Origin of the sequence: Salinivibrio sp. PR932 (genome assembly GCF_001996125.1) — a bacterium.
In the GTDB taxonomy this organism is placed as follows: Bacteria; Pseudomonadota; Gammaproteobacteria; order Enterobacterales; family Vibrionaceae; genus Salinivibrio; species Salinivibrio proteolyticus.
Genome location: NZ_MUFM01000010.1, coordinates 52,318 through 66,122, shown reverse-complemented (window position 1 = coordinate 66,122; position 13,805 = coordinate 52,318). Strand labels below are relative to the sequence as shown.

The following is a 13,805-nucleotide window of genomic DNA, read 5'->3' as shown; positions in this document are numbered from 1 at the left end:
CATGAATAATCAAAAGCGACCTCTTTACATTCCCTATGCGGGACCTGCGTTACTCGAAACCCCGCTTCTCAACAAAGGCAGTGCGTTTAGCGTCGAAGAACGTAAGTTTTTTAACCTCGAGGGCTTGCTACCCGATGCCATTGAAACCATTGAAGAGCAGACCGAGCGCGCCTACCAGCAGTATCAACGCTTTGAAAACGATATCGATAAACACATTTACTTGCGTAATATTCAAGATACCAACGAGACATTATTTTATCGTTTAGTGTCGAATCACATCACCGAAATGATGCCAATCATCTATACGCCAACGGTCGGTGCTGCCTGCGAGAACTTCTCTAATATTTATCGTCGAGGCCGTGGGCTTTTTATCTCTTATCCAAACCGCGATCGAATTGATGATGTTTTAAACAACGCGTCACGTCACAATGTGAAAGTGATTGTCGTTACCGACGGTGAGCGAATTCTTGGTCTTGGCGACCAAGGCATCGGCGGCATGGGCATTCCAATCGGAAAGCTATCTTTGTACACCGCATGTGGGGGCATTAGCCCAGCGTATACGCTTCCAATCGTGCTCGATGTGGGCACCAATAATCCACAGCGTCTGTCAGATCCTATGTACATGGGGTGGCGCCATACTCGGATAAGCGGCCAAGACTACGACGACTTTATTGAAGAATTCATCCAAGCGGTGCAGCGTCGCTGGCCGGATGCACTCATTCAGTTTGAAGACTTCGCACAGAAAAATGCGATGCCTATTCTTGAGCGTTACAAAGACAAAGTGTGCTGTTTTAACGACGACATCCAAGGGACGGCCGCCGTCACCGTGGGTTCGTTAATTGCTGCCTGTAAAGCCGCTGGCACCAAGCTCTCCGAGCAACGCATCACCTTCCTCGGTGCAGGTTCTGCCGGCTGTGGCATTGCTGAAGCTATCATTGCCCAAATGGTGTCGGAAGGGATTTCCGATCAAGAAGCGCGTGCGCGTGTCTTTATGGTTGATCGCTGGGGCTTACTCATCGATGCCATGCCAAACCTACTCGACTTCCAGCAAAAACTGGTTCAAAAGAGCAGCGCATTAAAAGACTGGCAATTAGAAGACAATAATATTTCACTGTTGGATGTGGTACGTAATGCCCAGCCAACCGTGCTCATTGGAGTCTCTGGGGCACCAGGCCTCTTTACCGAAGATGTAATTAAGGCCATGCATGATAATTGTAAACGGCCGATTATCTTCCCCCTATCAAACCCAACCAGCCGAGTCGAAGCCACTCCCTTTGACATTCTTCGCTGGACAGACGGCCAAGCACTGGTTGCGACAGGTAGTCCGTTTGAACCCGTGCGCCTAGACAATGGTAAAACCTTCCCAATCGCGCAATGTAATAACAGCTATATCTTCCCGGGTATTGGCCTAGGTGTCCTTGCAGTGGACGCCACTCGCGTGACCGATGGTATGTTAATGGCCTCTTCGCGTGCACTCGCTGAGTGTTCGCCGTTAGCGAAGCGCGGCACCGGTGCCTTACTTCCTTCACTGGAAGATATTACCTATGTTTCAAAGCAAATTGCTTTTGCGGTTGCGAAACAGGCGATTGAAGAAGGCGTCGCGGCCGAGCTGTCTGATGAGGCATTGAAAAAACGCATTGATGATAGCTTCTGGGAACCCAGATACCGTGAGTATAAACGCACGTCGTTTTAACCAGCGGTTGACACAAAAAGCTCCTTTCGAGGAGCTTTTTTTGCTAGGATTCCATTCACTTGAGGCGCCAACCTTGACGCCTTATCCGCATGGCATTTCTGAAAGGGACAGTAAGTAGTATGGCGATCCGGCGCCTCGCACGATTGGTGTTTATCGCAGTGATTTTCGCACTGGTTACCATGGTAGCTAGTGACTTAGCGATCACGCTCAATGCGCGTGACCGCGTTTATACCGACGTCGACGACCTGCCCAAACGCCAAGTGGCATTAGTGCTTGGTACCAGCAAATATATTGGTAAAACCCCGAATCCTTACTATACCCACCGCATCGAGGCCGCAGAGGCACTGTATAAAGCAAATAAGGTGAGTCATTTACTCTTAAGCGGCGATAATGCGCACCGCTCCTATAATGAACCTTGGACCATGAAGCGCGATCTACTGAAAGCTGGGATCGCAGACGACGCCATTCACCTTGATTATGCTGGATTTCGTACACTCGACTCCGTGGTTCGAGCAAAAACGGTATTCAGCTTGGCCCGCTTTACCGTTGTCAGTCAGCAGTTTCACTGTGAGCGTGCCTTATTTCTTGCTGACGTGAACAATATTGATGCGATTTGCTATGCCGTAGCAAGCCCACAAGGCTGGGCTGGCATAAAGATCCGTTTGCGTGAAGTGCTCGCACGCACTAAAGCCGTGTTAGATAGCTTTATCCTTAATGTGAAACCCAAGTTTACTGGCCCGAAAGAGCCAATTGATGGTGTCACTGCCACTGAATCGTAAATGGGTATAAATCCACCCCTTCTTTCTCTTTCCTCTCACAAATTTCACATCTTTTTAATTAAGCGTTCAAAAAGTAGCGTGCAATCGATTAACACCCTCTTCAATAAGGCGTATATTAGCGCCGTCTGACACAGCAGGTGCTGTGCGGTGTTTAAAACATAATAATACGTGCTGCATGCACGATAACGTTGTAACAAAAAGGAAGCCCTATGGATGTGCAATCTTTGACCTCCCAATCCTCCGGATTGGATAGAAAAGCGTGGATCCTATTTGCCGATATCGCACTTTTTTTCGTGCTGTACTACAGCCTGCCCTTTGACCCTCAAGTGACTACAGGTCTCAGCCTTCTCGTCTTTATCGCGGTGCTCTGGCTCACTGAAGCTATCCATGTCAGCATCACTGCCATTCTCGTTCCCATTCTGTCGGTCGTCTTAGGGGTATTTGAAACCCCTGCGGCGATGGCGAATTTTGCTAACCCTATCATTTTCCTATTCTTGGGTGGCTTTGCCCTTGCCGCGGCATTGCAGGCCCAAGGTCTGGATCAAGCCATCGCTAATAAGGTACTGACGGTCGCGAAAGGAAAAATGTCCGTTGCCGTGATGATGCTGTTTGGGGTCACTGCGGCCTTGTCAATGTGGATAAGCAACACCGCTACCACGGCGATGATGCTGCCGCTTGTGCTCGGCATTTTGCGTAAAGTCAGTAACCAAAAAGATCATGGAACCTATGTGTTTGTGTTACTGGGGATTGCTTATTGCGCGAGTATCGGCGGGATTGCGACCATCGTCGGCAGCCCACCCAATGCGATTGCCGCAGCAGAAGCGGGACTGAATTTTGTTGGTTGGATGAAAATCGGATTGCCTATCACCTTGGTATTACTCCCGATCGCCGTCTTGGTGCTCTATGTGCTGACCAAGCCTAATTTAAGTCACGCCTTTGAGGCAGAGAAGCGTCACTTCGAATGGACGCAACCTCGCTTAGTCACCATGGGCATTTTTGCACTCACCGTCGCGGCTTGGATCTTTAGCAAACCACTAAACTCTCTGTTAGGTGGCCTCAGTAAGTTTGACTCCATCGTCGCCCTATCTGCCATTGTGCTGCTGGGTGCAACCCGTGTCGTGAAATGGAAAGAGATCGAAAAGACTGCTGATTGGGGCGTTTTACTTCTTTTCGGTGGCGGGATTTGTCTAAGCAACGTACTCAAAGCCACTGGGACAAGCCTATTTTTGGCTAACCACCTAAGCAGCGCCCTGACCGGCTCTGGCATCTTTTTCACCATGTTAGGTGTCGTCGCCTTTGTGATTTTTCTGACTGAGTTTGCCAGCAATACCACCAGTGCTGCCTTACTCGTTCCTGTGTTTGCCACGATTGCAGAAGCGTTAGGTGTTTCCCCTGTGGCGCTATCTGCACTGATTGCGATTGCCGCATCCTGTGCCTTTATGCTGCCGGTCGCGACACCGCCAAATGCCATTGTTTTTGGTTCCGGTCATATCGAACAGCGTGACATGATGCGTATTGGTTTGTACCTAAACATTATTTGTATCATGGTTTTAGCCGTCTTTACTTGGTTATTCTGGTAACCCTGTTCACTCACACTACCTAGCATTTGCGCTAGGTAGTGTTTTTCTCCTCTACTCTCACCCCGAAATTGTTTCAATAGAGTTTCAGGTTTACACTGTTGCGACGCTTCATTAACCGTAACTAACTATGGCATTTGCAGAAATTACAGGCTGGGGAAAATGTCTTCCTCCGGCCGTGCTGACCAATGATGACCTCAGCACGATTATTGAAACAAACGATGAGTGGATCCGATCACGTACCGGTATTGAGTCACGCCGAGTCAGTCATGTTGAAACCTCGGATCTTGCTACCGTGGCCGCTCAACGTGCGCTGGCCGCCGCAGGGATTGAGGCAGCACAACTTGATCTGCTGATTGTTGCGACCTGCTCACCGGATACCTTAATTCCTAACATTGCCTCCAAAGTCCAAGGTAATCTTGGTGCGGTGCGCGCGGCGGCATTTGATATGAATGCGGCCTGCACCGGCTTTCTCTATGGCCTAGAAACCGCAACCAAGATGCTTCAAGCCGGCCATTATCAGCATGCGCTGATCATCGGGGCTGAACACTTAACGTGGTACCTCGACTGGAGCAAACGCGATACTGCGGTGTTGTTCGGTGATGGCGCTGGCGCGGTGGTTATCAGTCAAACCGATCAAGAAGTGGGCCTTCTCGACGCCCAGCTCGGATGCGACTCAGCAGGACGCGATGTATTAGCGATCCCTGCTTTTGGTACCGCGATGGACAGATTTGACCCGCAAAATGGTCACTTCGCGTTTGACTTTATCGGCCGCGACATTTTTAAACGTGCCGTAAAAGGAATGGGGGCTGCCGCGAATCAAGTATTGTCGCGTAACCAGCTCAGCGCTGAGCAAATTGACGTGGTGGTTCCTCACCAAGCCAATAAACGCATTATTGAAGCGCTTTGTGACCACGCCGGCATTGGCCTAGATAAAGCATTTGTGAATATTCAGCACTATGGCAACACCTCGGCAGCAACCATTCCTATCGCACTTTGCGAAGCGGTGGAACAAGGTGTGGTTAAACCCCATAGCCAATTGTTAACCGCCGCGTTTGGAGCTGGTTTAACTTGGGGAGCGGGATTGATTCGTTGGGGTGAACGCACCACGCCACTGCAACAATCGGATGCAGAATTACCCGCCACAGATAAAACCGCGCTTGAGCTACTTGCCTACGCGGTTGATCAATGTCAGAACCGCCAAGCCTAGCCCTAACGCTTGGTACATACGCACATGCTGAAAAAAAGCCGACAATTAAGTCGGCTTTTTGCTGTGTATTTTATCAGGCGTTGCTTACTGAGCGAGATGCAAAAACGCCGCACCGCGTACACCACCAGAATCACCGTGCTGTGCTTTCATCAGCATCGGTGGTTTTGCCGCGGACAAAAGGTGATGAGGAAGACGTTTGGGCAACTCATGATAAATTTCATCAAAGTTGGACAAACCACCGCCCAGTACCACCATATCGGGATCAAGCGCGGTTAATAACCCACCAAAGCACATCGCCAACACATCAAAAAAGCGGTCAACAAACGCAACGGCCTTCGTTTCACCTAAGCGGTATTGCTCGATGATCTCAACGGCAGATAGCGGCGCGTAATAATGGGCATAAAGTTGTTCAAACCCGCGTCCTGACAAGTAGTTATCGAGACAACCTTGATTACCACATCCACAGGCAAACATGGGTGGTTTATCCCCCAAGCGTAGCCAGGCATCAATAGGCATGCGCATATGACCCACTTCACCGGCCATTTGGTTTTTACCGTTGATCACCTTACCGTTAATCACCAAGCCACCACCAAACCCGGTACCCAGAATCAAACCAAGCACGGTTTTCGCTTCTTTGGCTTGCTCATCCCAAGCTTCCGATAGCGCGAAGCAATTGGCGTCATTACTCACCCGCACCTCTCGACCGACGCGTGCTTCTAAATCCGCTCGCAAGTGCATACCGTTTGCTGCTGGCACATTCACGGTTAACACCGTGCCGTCTGCCGCTTCTGATCCGGGAATGCCAATCCCCACCGTCCCCTTTTCGCCGAACTTCGCGTCGTACTTTTCGACCAACATGGCGAGGATATCAATCAGGGCTGCGTAATCCTTAGTCGGTGTCGCATAGCGCTCAGTTGCTATACGATTGAGTTGTTTATCGAAGGCGCCAAATTCAATTTTGGTTCCGCCCACATCAAAGCCGTAATACATGGCCCAGCCACCTTTGTGTGTCGTTATTTATACAAATTATTATTCAGCAAACGGTCATAAATGTCCGTGAGCCGCAACATATTTCGTTACTTTAGAACAAGATATTTTATCCTGCGTAAGATGTTTGGTCACGCATCGCTATAAACTGGGTTAACGCATCTCCCTCAGGTAACGCTTTTTGTCGCTTCCCAGCAATATAGCGTTCGCGAAAGACATCAAACCACTGGCTTAAATGCACCGCAGCTCGGCGGTAACCCGCGTTTTCGAGCACGTGCGCTGCCACTTCTGCGGTCGCTAATTGGTTCTCTCCGTGTGCGTCACGGACTTGATAGCGTGATAATGCCTCAGGTTGAATACTCAAAACCGGAAAACGATCAAGCCAAGGGCTTTTTCTAAAGATTTTCTTCGCTTCTCGCCATGTGCCATCAATGATCACAAATAGCGGACGTTTACCGCTAGGATGAGGCTTTGGGGAAGAAACAACGCGAGACGGCTCAGCATATTGGGCGGGAAACACAATATAAGGCTGGTAAGCGGGATCGGCTAATCGCGTCAGCATCTCAGGATCTGGCTCAGTACGCGACCAAATATACGCCGAGGTATCAGGGATACAGTCAGCAATGAGTCGCCCCGTGTTACTCGGCTTGAGAACTTCGTCATCGTACATGATCAACATAAACGCGGCGTTAGTCTCACACTGGCGACGGTATTCACACACACAATAGCGGCGAACCAACATGCATTGGGTACAACGTTCAACACCTGCACCTCGGGCAAGATAAGGTCGTGTGGCGCGAGCAAGGCGCCTCTCGTATAAGCGGTGAATGGCATGGGAAGAGGTTGCGTTAGGCATAAGGTAAGCAGGCAATAACGATAAAGGCGCCTATTATACGCAAAGTAAAATAGGATGCAGTGCTGAAAGGGGGTGTGCTGACAAGAAAAGAGCCCAGTCAACACTGAGCTCTGTGGCATGTAGTGATCTTTTGTTTAGCGCAGTTCAACCATAGCGCCATCAAACAAATTTTTGACGAGTGCAATGTACTCTTCCAAAAAGCCCACTTGTTCTGCCGTAACAGGTTGCTCCCAGCGTCCCGCGAGTACTTCTTCCATATCTTCTACCACACGGTCAGCTTCTTTCAGGATGGTAAAGCGCAACGCTGACGAAAGGCCAGGATTCTGCTCGCATATAGTCATAATATTGGATGCGACCAAATCATGGACGATATCGGCAATCGTATCATCGCCAATGGCTTCGCCCGGTTGCTCAAACACAGAGAGATTAAACGCAAAATGCTCGATCAGTGCTTGATACCCGTCTGAGTCTACTACCATGATTACTTGTCCTTAGACTGTTCTAATGTCGCTATTGTATCGCGATCGTCAAGTGTATGCGCCTTTTGCGCACGAAATTAGAAAGCTAGTCACGCTTCTTCGTACACCGCTTAACGCTATGTATACTATAAGATAGCATTGTGTATAGCACGCCATGCGACCACGTCGAACCGACACGTCGTCAAATTCGTGAGCTAGGCAAGCATACAACCACAATCCGTGTTGAGGCACAAGCTCATACAAAGGACTGAACGCCAGTGCAACTACCAGCAGTATAGCTGGGGGTTGGCAAAGATGCAGAGGCCTCAATGGCAACAAGCCGGGATGACCCCGTCGCTATTCACGCACAAGGATGTAGGAAACACGCATGACAGCTAACCGTGCCCGCCCATTTAGCAAAAGTATTGTCAGCAAAATCGGGCTGATCATGACCTTTATCACCCTGATGGTGCTCGGCCTCTCTGTATCCAGTTACGTGATGCAAGAGCGCGTTAATCGGGATGTTGAGCAAGCCACGAACCAAGAAATCCCCAGTGCCATTATTACCATGACCTTACTGCGGGCGGCGGGTGAAATGAATGCCAGCATGCTCAAATATGTCATGGGGCGTCATGAATCATTGGCCGTGTTTCTTGAAAACCAACAAGAATTCGAGAACCAACTAGACAAGCTGGCACGGATCAAACCAAGTGGCCACCAGCGGCTTGCGGAAATTCGTCATCTGTATGAAAGATTTCAACGTAAAGCTCATCAGAAAGTACTAACCGAGTTTGATCCGATTGCTGAGCAATGGGCTCGCAAGCAAGTATTACGTTTATCGATTGATGTGGTCCGCCCGATCGATAGCCTCGTCGCCGAATTAAAAGCCGCTCAAGAGCTGACGCAACCCGACAACGTCGCGATTTTACAATACCTTGATGAGCTCGTGGATGAAAACGGCGACATGCTCACCGAGCTCAACCAATACCTCGATGGTCAAGAAAACAGTCGTCGTGACTTTACTGACGACATGGCAACATTCGAGCGCTACCTATCACTGGCGAAGTTCGAGCTCAATGATCCCTTGTCTCTGAACAAGCTGGAATTAATTTCTCAGCACTTTACCAGCCTGAAGCGCAGTGGCATTGCCATTTTCAATAACTATCAACCTCGCGCCAAAATAGAAGCTATGAAGGCGGTGCGAACGCTCAGTGATCAGGAATATCAAGCGCTAGAAAATGCGCTTTCCGGCTTTGCACGCGAAACGGGTATGGTTGTCAGCAGCTCAATGGTTGATTTGCAAGATATTCTTCATTCCAATCAGCTTAATCTTGGTTATTTGCTGCTATTTATTTTGTTTGTGAGCGGTGCCATGTATGTGTATATCTACCGCACATTCACACAACCTATCGTCAACCTGGCCGATACCATGCAAAGCTTGGTGAAAGGCGATATGACGCCCCCGCTCAGTGACTACCAAGAACGCACCGATGAGGTTGGTAAAATCGCGCATGGTTTAGTGATATTCCGTGCGCATATCATCTCTCGCAACCAAGCACGAGAACAGCTGATGCGAGAAAAAGAGCGCGCAGAAAGTGCCTCGCGTGCGAAGGCTCAATTTCTCGCCACCATGAGCCATGAAATTCGTACGCCAATGAATGGCGTCATCGGCATGATTGATATGTTACGCCGCTCACCGCTCTCACCGTCGCAACATAGTCTGATTGCAACGGTGCGAGAATCAGCATTATCGCTGTTGTCGATTATTAACGATATTCTTGATTTTTCTCGCACGGAGGCGGGCAAGCTCCAATTTGAACGGGTCACCTTTTCACTCTCGGAGACAGTCGAGCAAGTCATGGACACGGTGAGTCACCATGCCAACAAGCGTAACGTTACACTGTCATTGTTTATTGATCCGCGCCTTCCTGATCAGCTGATTGGAGACCCCAACCGTCTTAAACAAGTGCTGTATAACTTGGTTGGTAATGCGGTGAAGTTTTCCGGCGGAAAGTCGACCCAGACCGGGAAAGTCGATGTTTGGATCATGCCTCAGCCTGCCTCTTCGCCGGATAAAACCAAGCTCGATATCGAAATCACCGATAATGGAATTGGTATTAGCCAAGAGAAGCTCGAAACCATTTTTCAGCCATTCAATCAGGCTGAATCATCTACCACACGCGAGTATGGTGGTTCCGGCCTAGGACTGGCGATTTGTAAAAATATTGTTGACCTGCTTGGCGGCGTGATCCGCGTGCACAGTGAGGAAGGGAAAGGCACACAGTTCCGTGTCGAGCTTGAGTACACGATCAATCCCCTGTCAGAAAAGACTAAACCCGCCATTGCCACAGAATCGAGCGCGCCACTGTGGGTACTTATCGATTTACCCGCCGGAGCGTTACGCACCGCCATTACCGCTTATTTAAAACACTTAGATATCAAACACCGAGTGACACACAATAAAACGCTCACACCGCTTGATGCGCATCCCTGCTCAACTCAAACGGATAACACCCACTTCGTTATTATCACCCAAGACCCAGAAACGGTATTAAATGATAGCCAACTTCACCAGTATACTTTCGCCCATGTGATTGCACTGCGACATACCCTCTCCTTAACTCGTCACCAAGATAAGCGTGTGGTAGAACTGTTCGCCTCACCATTGACCTATCGTCGACTGGTGCACGGTCTTCGTGTCTGCTTAGGGCTAGAAAGCCCCGATGTCAGTATGCTCGGCGAATATAGTGACGAGCTATCACTGTCAGCCCCACTCAAAACCGGACGGGGTCGAATTTTAGTCGTCGAAGATAACCCCACTAACCAGCAAGTGCTGGTCCAGCAGCTTAGTTATCTCGGATTCGATGTGCTGATGGCAGAAGATGGTGAACATGCCCTCAGTGTTTACCAACAGCATGAGGTGGATTTAGTGCTCACCGATTGCCACATGCCCAAAATGGATGGTTACGATCTCACCGCGGCACTAAGAAAACGACAGCAAGGCGGTCAACGCATTCCAATCATAGCCATTACCGCCAACGCCCTGAGCGGTGAAGACACCCGCTGTTTTCAAGCTGGGATGGACGATTACATCACCAAACCCATTGAGCTCGACGCACTCCATGAGACCTTACAAAAGTGGTTGAACGACGACAATGCGCTTGCCGCTTTCACCTCAGGCGTCCCTGTCTCAGACGATATGCACACCACGCCTGAGGCGGAACAGACAGCCGAGCGTCTCGTCCTAGACGCCAGCGTGATCACGCGACTGTATGCTGGGCAACAGGATGCTTACCAAGACATCATCGCCGTTTTTAAAACACGCAGCCTGCCCTGCCTACATGAGCTTGTACAACACACACCACCGTTTCACGACTGGGCGGCATTAAAAGACGCCGCACACAAACAAAAATCCGCGGCAGGCAGTATCGGGGCGCAAGAAACGTATCACTATTGCCTAGCGGCAGAAAAAGCGGCGGACGCACAAGATAGCGCTGAATTAGATACGGCGCTTCGCCAACTCAACCATGCACTACCTCGCCTCGAGGCAGCCATCGCGCAAATTCTGGACGGGTCGGAATAGCGGTATCAGCGGCGGATGACAAGGGATAACGTGATCCCATATCCGGATATCGGTAAAACCAGTGTACAAATTGCGCAATCCAGTGCCACACTGAGTAAGAGACACTTAAACAACTACGGTAGTGAATAATGAGAAAAACCAAGGTCGTCACCTCCGAGGACATATTACTCAAGCTTTGCCAGTCAGCCACCGCTGTGTTGACCAAGGCCACCAATTCGCCGGTTCATCACGCCGCGATGGTACAGAAAATTGCCAAAACCAGTTTAAAGCCTGATTTAGGCTGCTTTGTTTTATTTGATGGCGGCTTCTCTGGCCTTGTCGTCATCAACTTCTCCTCTGCTGCGGCAATGGAGATCTACAACAACTATATGCAACACATGGGGATCCCCGCTGAAGAGCTTGCGAGTTTGCACACTGCCGATGAAGTCGGCGACGTACTTGGCGAGTTGATGAACCAAATCATTGGTGACTTCACAGGGAAAATTAAACGCTCGATTCAAACCTCTATCACTCAGAATCAGCCGAAGATGATGGCAGTGAACAAAAACCTCACGGTTTCCGTGGACAGCAACATTGATAAGCCGCAGGCGCGTCGAGTGAGCTTTACCACTGAAAATAACCACATCTTCTATCTAGAGCTGGCGATGGAGCGAACTGAATTCATCCAGTTGCAAGACTTTGAAGAAGGCGAAGAGGTTAATCCAGATGCGATTCTGGAAGAAGAAACCGTGCGTCAACTTGAGAAGAAACCTGCCGAGAAAAAAGGAACGGGTGGCGGCAATAATGACCTACTCGACGAGCTAGGGATCTAATCGTTATCCCTTTGAAACTCGGGTACCCCAACCATTAACGTCACCATAGTTAGTGGTTGGGAAGACTCACTCTCACCTTGTCGAACCCGTGACTAATTTTACATGATAAAATAAAACACGCCTATTATTGCGCAACCTCAATTTATTAACTTTCTTTTTGCATCCTATCGCAATCTTCATTTGATTAGCATCACATGGCAAGAACGAATCTCAATCAAAATCTCGCCATTTTTTAATCGTTTCCCTCATTTAATACGTCAGTTATTTTTAGTAGGTGAATAATTCTGCATCGTATAGACTGCGCCACAAAATCATAAGGCTGGCAAAAGATCAGTCAAAACCCTGCTGGGCACCCTGCCCACTCCATTATCATTCGTGAAAAAAGGTTGACTCATGAGTCCAGAACACTACCTACTCGATTGGCAAACCAGCCAAAATCACTCTGAAACCATGTATCCGCTGCTCAGTCAGCTTTATCGCCAAAAAGGGGTCGAAATCCAACTGTTTGGCCGTCAACTGATCAACGCCAGTACCATTGATATTATCAAGGCGCACCGAGTCGCCCGCCGTTACACCGGAGGCACCTTAGCACCCAGTCAAACCTTGCCTTTGATTGAAGTGATGGCGGAAATGGATCTCGCGCCGAGCAAAATCGATGTCGGCCAATTAGCTTGGACCTATTGGCAATCACATGACAACCAAGACGGCATTGCTGATTTTCTCCACAGTCAATTAGGCCATTTAGTGGGAACGGGCAACAGTGTTGAGCCTAAAGATGTCGTTTTATATGGTTTTGGCCGTATTGGTCGTTTGTTAGCACGACTTTTAGTTGAGAAAAGCGGTCCCGGTTATCCGTTACGTTTACGCGCTATTGTTGTACGTGGTGGACGCGAAGGCGATCTAGAAAAACGTGCCAGCTTATTACGTCGCGACTCGGTTCATGGCCCATTCAACGGCAGCATCACCGTTGATGAAGACCGCAGTGCGTTAATCGCAAATGGCAACTTTATTCAGGTGATCTACGCCAATAGCCCAGCAGACGTGGACTATACCCAATACGGTATTCACAATGCATTAGTGGTCGACAACACGGGAATGTGGCGTGACGAAGAAGGGTTGAGCCAACACCTAAAAAGCAAGGGCGCCCAAAAGGTCTTGCTCACCGCGCCGGGCAAAGGCGATATCAAAAACGTGGTATTCGGCGTCAACGATAACGTTATCAACGACGATGATACGATTATCTCAGCGGCCAGCTGTACCACCAACGCGATCACGCCAGTACTTAAAGCCATGCACGACAAATTTGGCATTGATGGCGGCCATATCGAGACGGTGCACTCATTCACCAACGACCAAAACCTGATTGATAACTATCATAAAGGTGATCGCCGTGGTCGCTCAGCATCCTTAAATATGGTGCTCACCTCGACCGGTGCCGCTAGTGCTGTCGCGAAAGCGTTGCCTGCATTGAAAGGTAAGCTCACGGGGAATTCTGTACGCGTCCCTACGCCAAACGTTTCGATGGCAATTGCCAATTTGAATTTGGATAACGCAACAAGCAAAGATGAGATTAATGCTTATCTTCAAGATGTTGCCTTGTATTCGCCGCTATCCGGCCAAATCGACTTTACCCAATCTACTGAGTTGGTTTCCAGCGATCTGATCGGCTCTCGCTTTGCAGGCGTGGTTGATAGCCAAGCAACTATCGCGGATGGAAACCGTTGCGTCCTGTATATCTGGTACGACAATGAATTTGGCTATAGCTGCCAAGTGGTTCATTGCATGGAGAAAATGATGGGCGTTCGCTATCCATTGGTCCCAGAGCCCGCAAGCCTGTAATCAGGTGTAGA

The 13,805-nt window shown here is 49.3% G+C and carries 10 protein-coding genes; 7 read left to right on the top strand and 3 right to left on the bottom strand.

The features are described from left to right. Position 1 precedes the first annotated feature (1 nt). The 4 genes from BZG84_RS07015 (at position 2) to BZG84_RS07000 (ending at position 5,259) form a co-directional block, all read left to right on the top strand. On the top strand, positions 2-1,693 hold the full coding sequence (locus BZG84_RS07015; RefSeq protein WP_077678100.1) for an NAD-dependent malic enzyme: 1,692 nt from the start codon (positions 2-4) through the stop codon (positions 1,691-1,693). A 119-nt stretch (positions 1,694-1,812) separates the two neighbouring features. Then, the gene (locus tag BZG84_RS07010; protein ID WP_077457021.1) at positions 1,813-2,472 is read left to right on the top strand and encodes a SanA/YdcF family protein; all 660 of its coding nucleotides are present in this window, start codon (positions 1,813-1,815) and stop codon (positions 2,470-2,472) included. 209 nt (positions 2,473-2,681) lie between these two features. Continuing rightward, positions 2,682-4,052, top strand: coding sequence for an SLC13 family permease (locus BZG84_RS07005; RefSeq protein ID WP_077479161.1), 1,371 nt, complete (start codon positions 2,682-2,684; stop codon positions 4,050-4,052). Between the two features lie 127 nt (positions 4,053-4,179). Next, on the top strand, positions 4,180-5,259 hold the full coding sequence (locus BZG84_RS07000) for a ketoacyl-ACP synthase III (RefSeq protein ID WP_069588533.1): 1,080 nt from the start codon (positions 4,180-4,182) through the stop codon (positions 5,257-5,259). An 84-nt stretch (positions 5,260-5,343) separates the two neighbouring features. Here BZG84_RS07000 and nagK read toward each other — a convergent pair whose 3' ends face one another. The 3 genes from nagK to BZG84_RS06985 all read right to left on the bottom strand — a co-directional run bounded on the left by nagK (position 5,344) and on the right by BZG84_RS06985 (position 7,581). Next, positions 5,344-6,249, bottom strand: coding sequence for an N-acetylglucosamine kinase (gene nagK / locus BZG84_RS06995; protein WP_077479159.1), 906 nt, complete (start codon positions 6,247-6,249; stop codon positions 5,344-5,346). Positions 6,250-6,355: 106 nt separating this feature from the next. Continuing rightward, positions 6,356-7,102: a tRNA-uridine aminocarboxypropyltransferase gene (locus tag BZG84_RS06990; protein WP_077479158.1), complete on the bottom strand. Its 747-nt coding sequence runs from the start codon at positions 7,100-7,102 to the stop codon at positions 6,356-6,358. Positions 7,103-7,236: 134 nt separating this feature from the next. After that, positions 7,237-7,581, bottom strand: coding sequence for a DUF3802 family protein (locus BZG84_RS06985; protein ID WP_069588527.1), 345 nt, complete (start codon positions 7,579-7,581; stop codon positions 7,237-7,239). Positions 7,582-7,948: 367 nt separating this feature from the next. On the opposite strand from BZG84_RS06985, the gene BZG84_RS06980 reads away from it, so the two are divergent. From BZG84_RS06980 to BZG84_RS06970, 3 genes are all read left to right on the top strand, one after another. Beyond that, a complete protein-coding gene (locus tag BZG84_RS06980; protein WP_077479157.1) occupies positions 7,949-11,143 on the top strand; it encodes a hybrid sensor histidine kinase/response regulator in 3,195 nt (1,064 codons plus the stop codon). 128 nt (positions 11,144-11,271) lie between these two features. After that, positions 11,272-11,955 carry a DUF3334 family protein gene (locus tag BZG84_RS06975; RefSeq protein ID WP_077479156.1) on the top strand — a complete coding sequence of 228 codons (684 nt, stop codon included), beginning with the start codon at positions 11,272-11,274 and terminating at the stop codon, positions 11,953-11,955. A 393-nt stretch (positions 11,956-12,348) separates the two neighbouring features. Further along, the gene (locus BZG84_RS06970) at positions 12,349-13,794 is read left to right on the top strand and encodes a glyceraldehyde-3-phosphate dehydrogenase (protein ID WP_077661953.1); all 1,446 of its coding nucleotides are present in this window, start codon (positions 12,349-12,351) and stop codon (positions 13,792-13,794) included. Positions 13,795-13,805 lie beyond the last annotated feature (11 nt).

Bases quoted from the DNA above. Each gene is read 5' to 3' on its own strand.
- BZG84_RS06985 (WP_069588527.1), bottom strand. From the start codon at position 7,581: ATGGTAGTAGACTCAGACGGGTATCAAGCACTGATCGAGCATTTTGCG.
- BZG84_RS06980 (WP_077479157.1), top strand. From the start codon at position 7,949: ATGACAGCTAACCGTGCCCGCCCATTTAGCAAAAGTATTGTCAGCAAA.
- BZG84_RS06970 (WP_077661953.1), top strand. From the start codon at position 12,349: ATGAGTCCAGAACACTACCTACTCGATTGGCAAACCAGCCAAAATCAC.
- nagK (WP_077479159.1), bottom strand. From the start codon at position 6,249: ATGTATTACGGCTTTGATGTGGGCGGAACCAAAATTGAATTTGGCGCC.
- BZG84_RS06975 (WP_077479156.1), top strand. From the start codon at position 11,272: ATGAGAAAAACCAAGGTCGTCACCTCCGAGGACATATTACTCAAGCTT.
- BZG84_RS06990 (WP_077479158.1), bottom strand. From the start codon at position 7,102: ATGCCTAACGCAACCTCTTCCCATGCCATTCACCGCTTATACGAGAGG.
- BZG84_RS07000 (WP_069588533.1), top strand. From the start codon at position 4,180: ATGGCATTTGCAGAAATTACAGGCTGGGGAAAATGTCTTCCTCCGGCC.
- BZG84_RS07005 (WP_077479161.1), top strand. From the start codon at position 2,682: ATGGATGTGCAATCTTTGACCTCCCAATCCTCCGGATTGGATAGAAAA.
- BZG84_RS07015 (WP_077678100.1), top strand. From the start codon at position 2: ATGAATAATCAAAAGCGACCTCTTTACATTCCCTATGCGGGACCTGCG.
- BZG84_RS07010 (WP_077457021.1), top strand. From the start codon at position 1,813: ATGGCGATCCGGCGCCTCGCACGATTGGTGTTTATCGCAGTGATTTTC.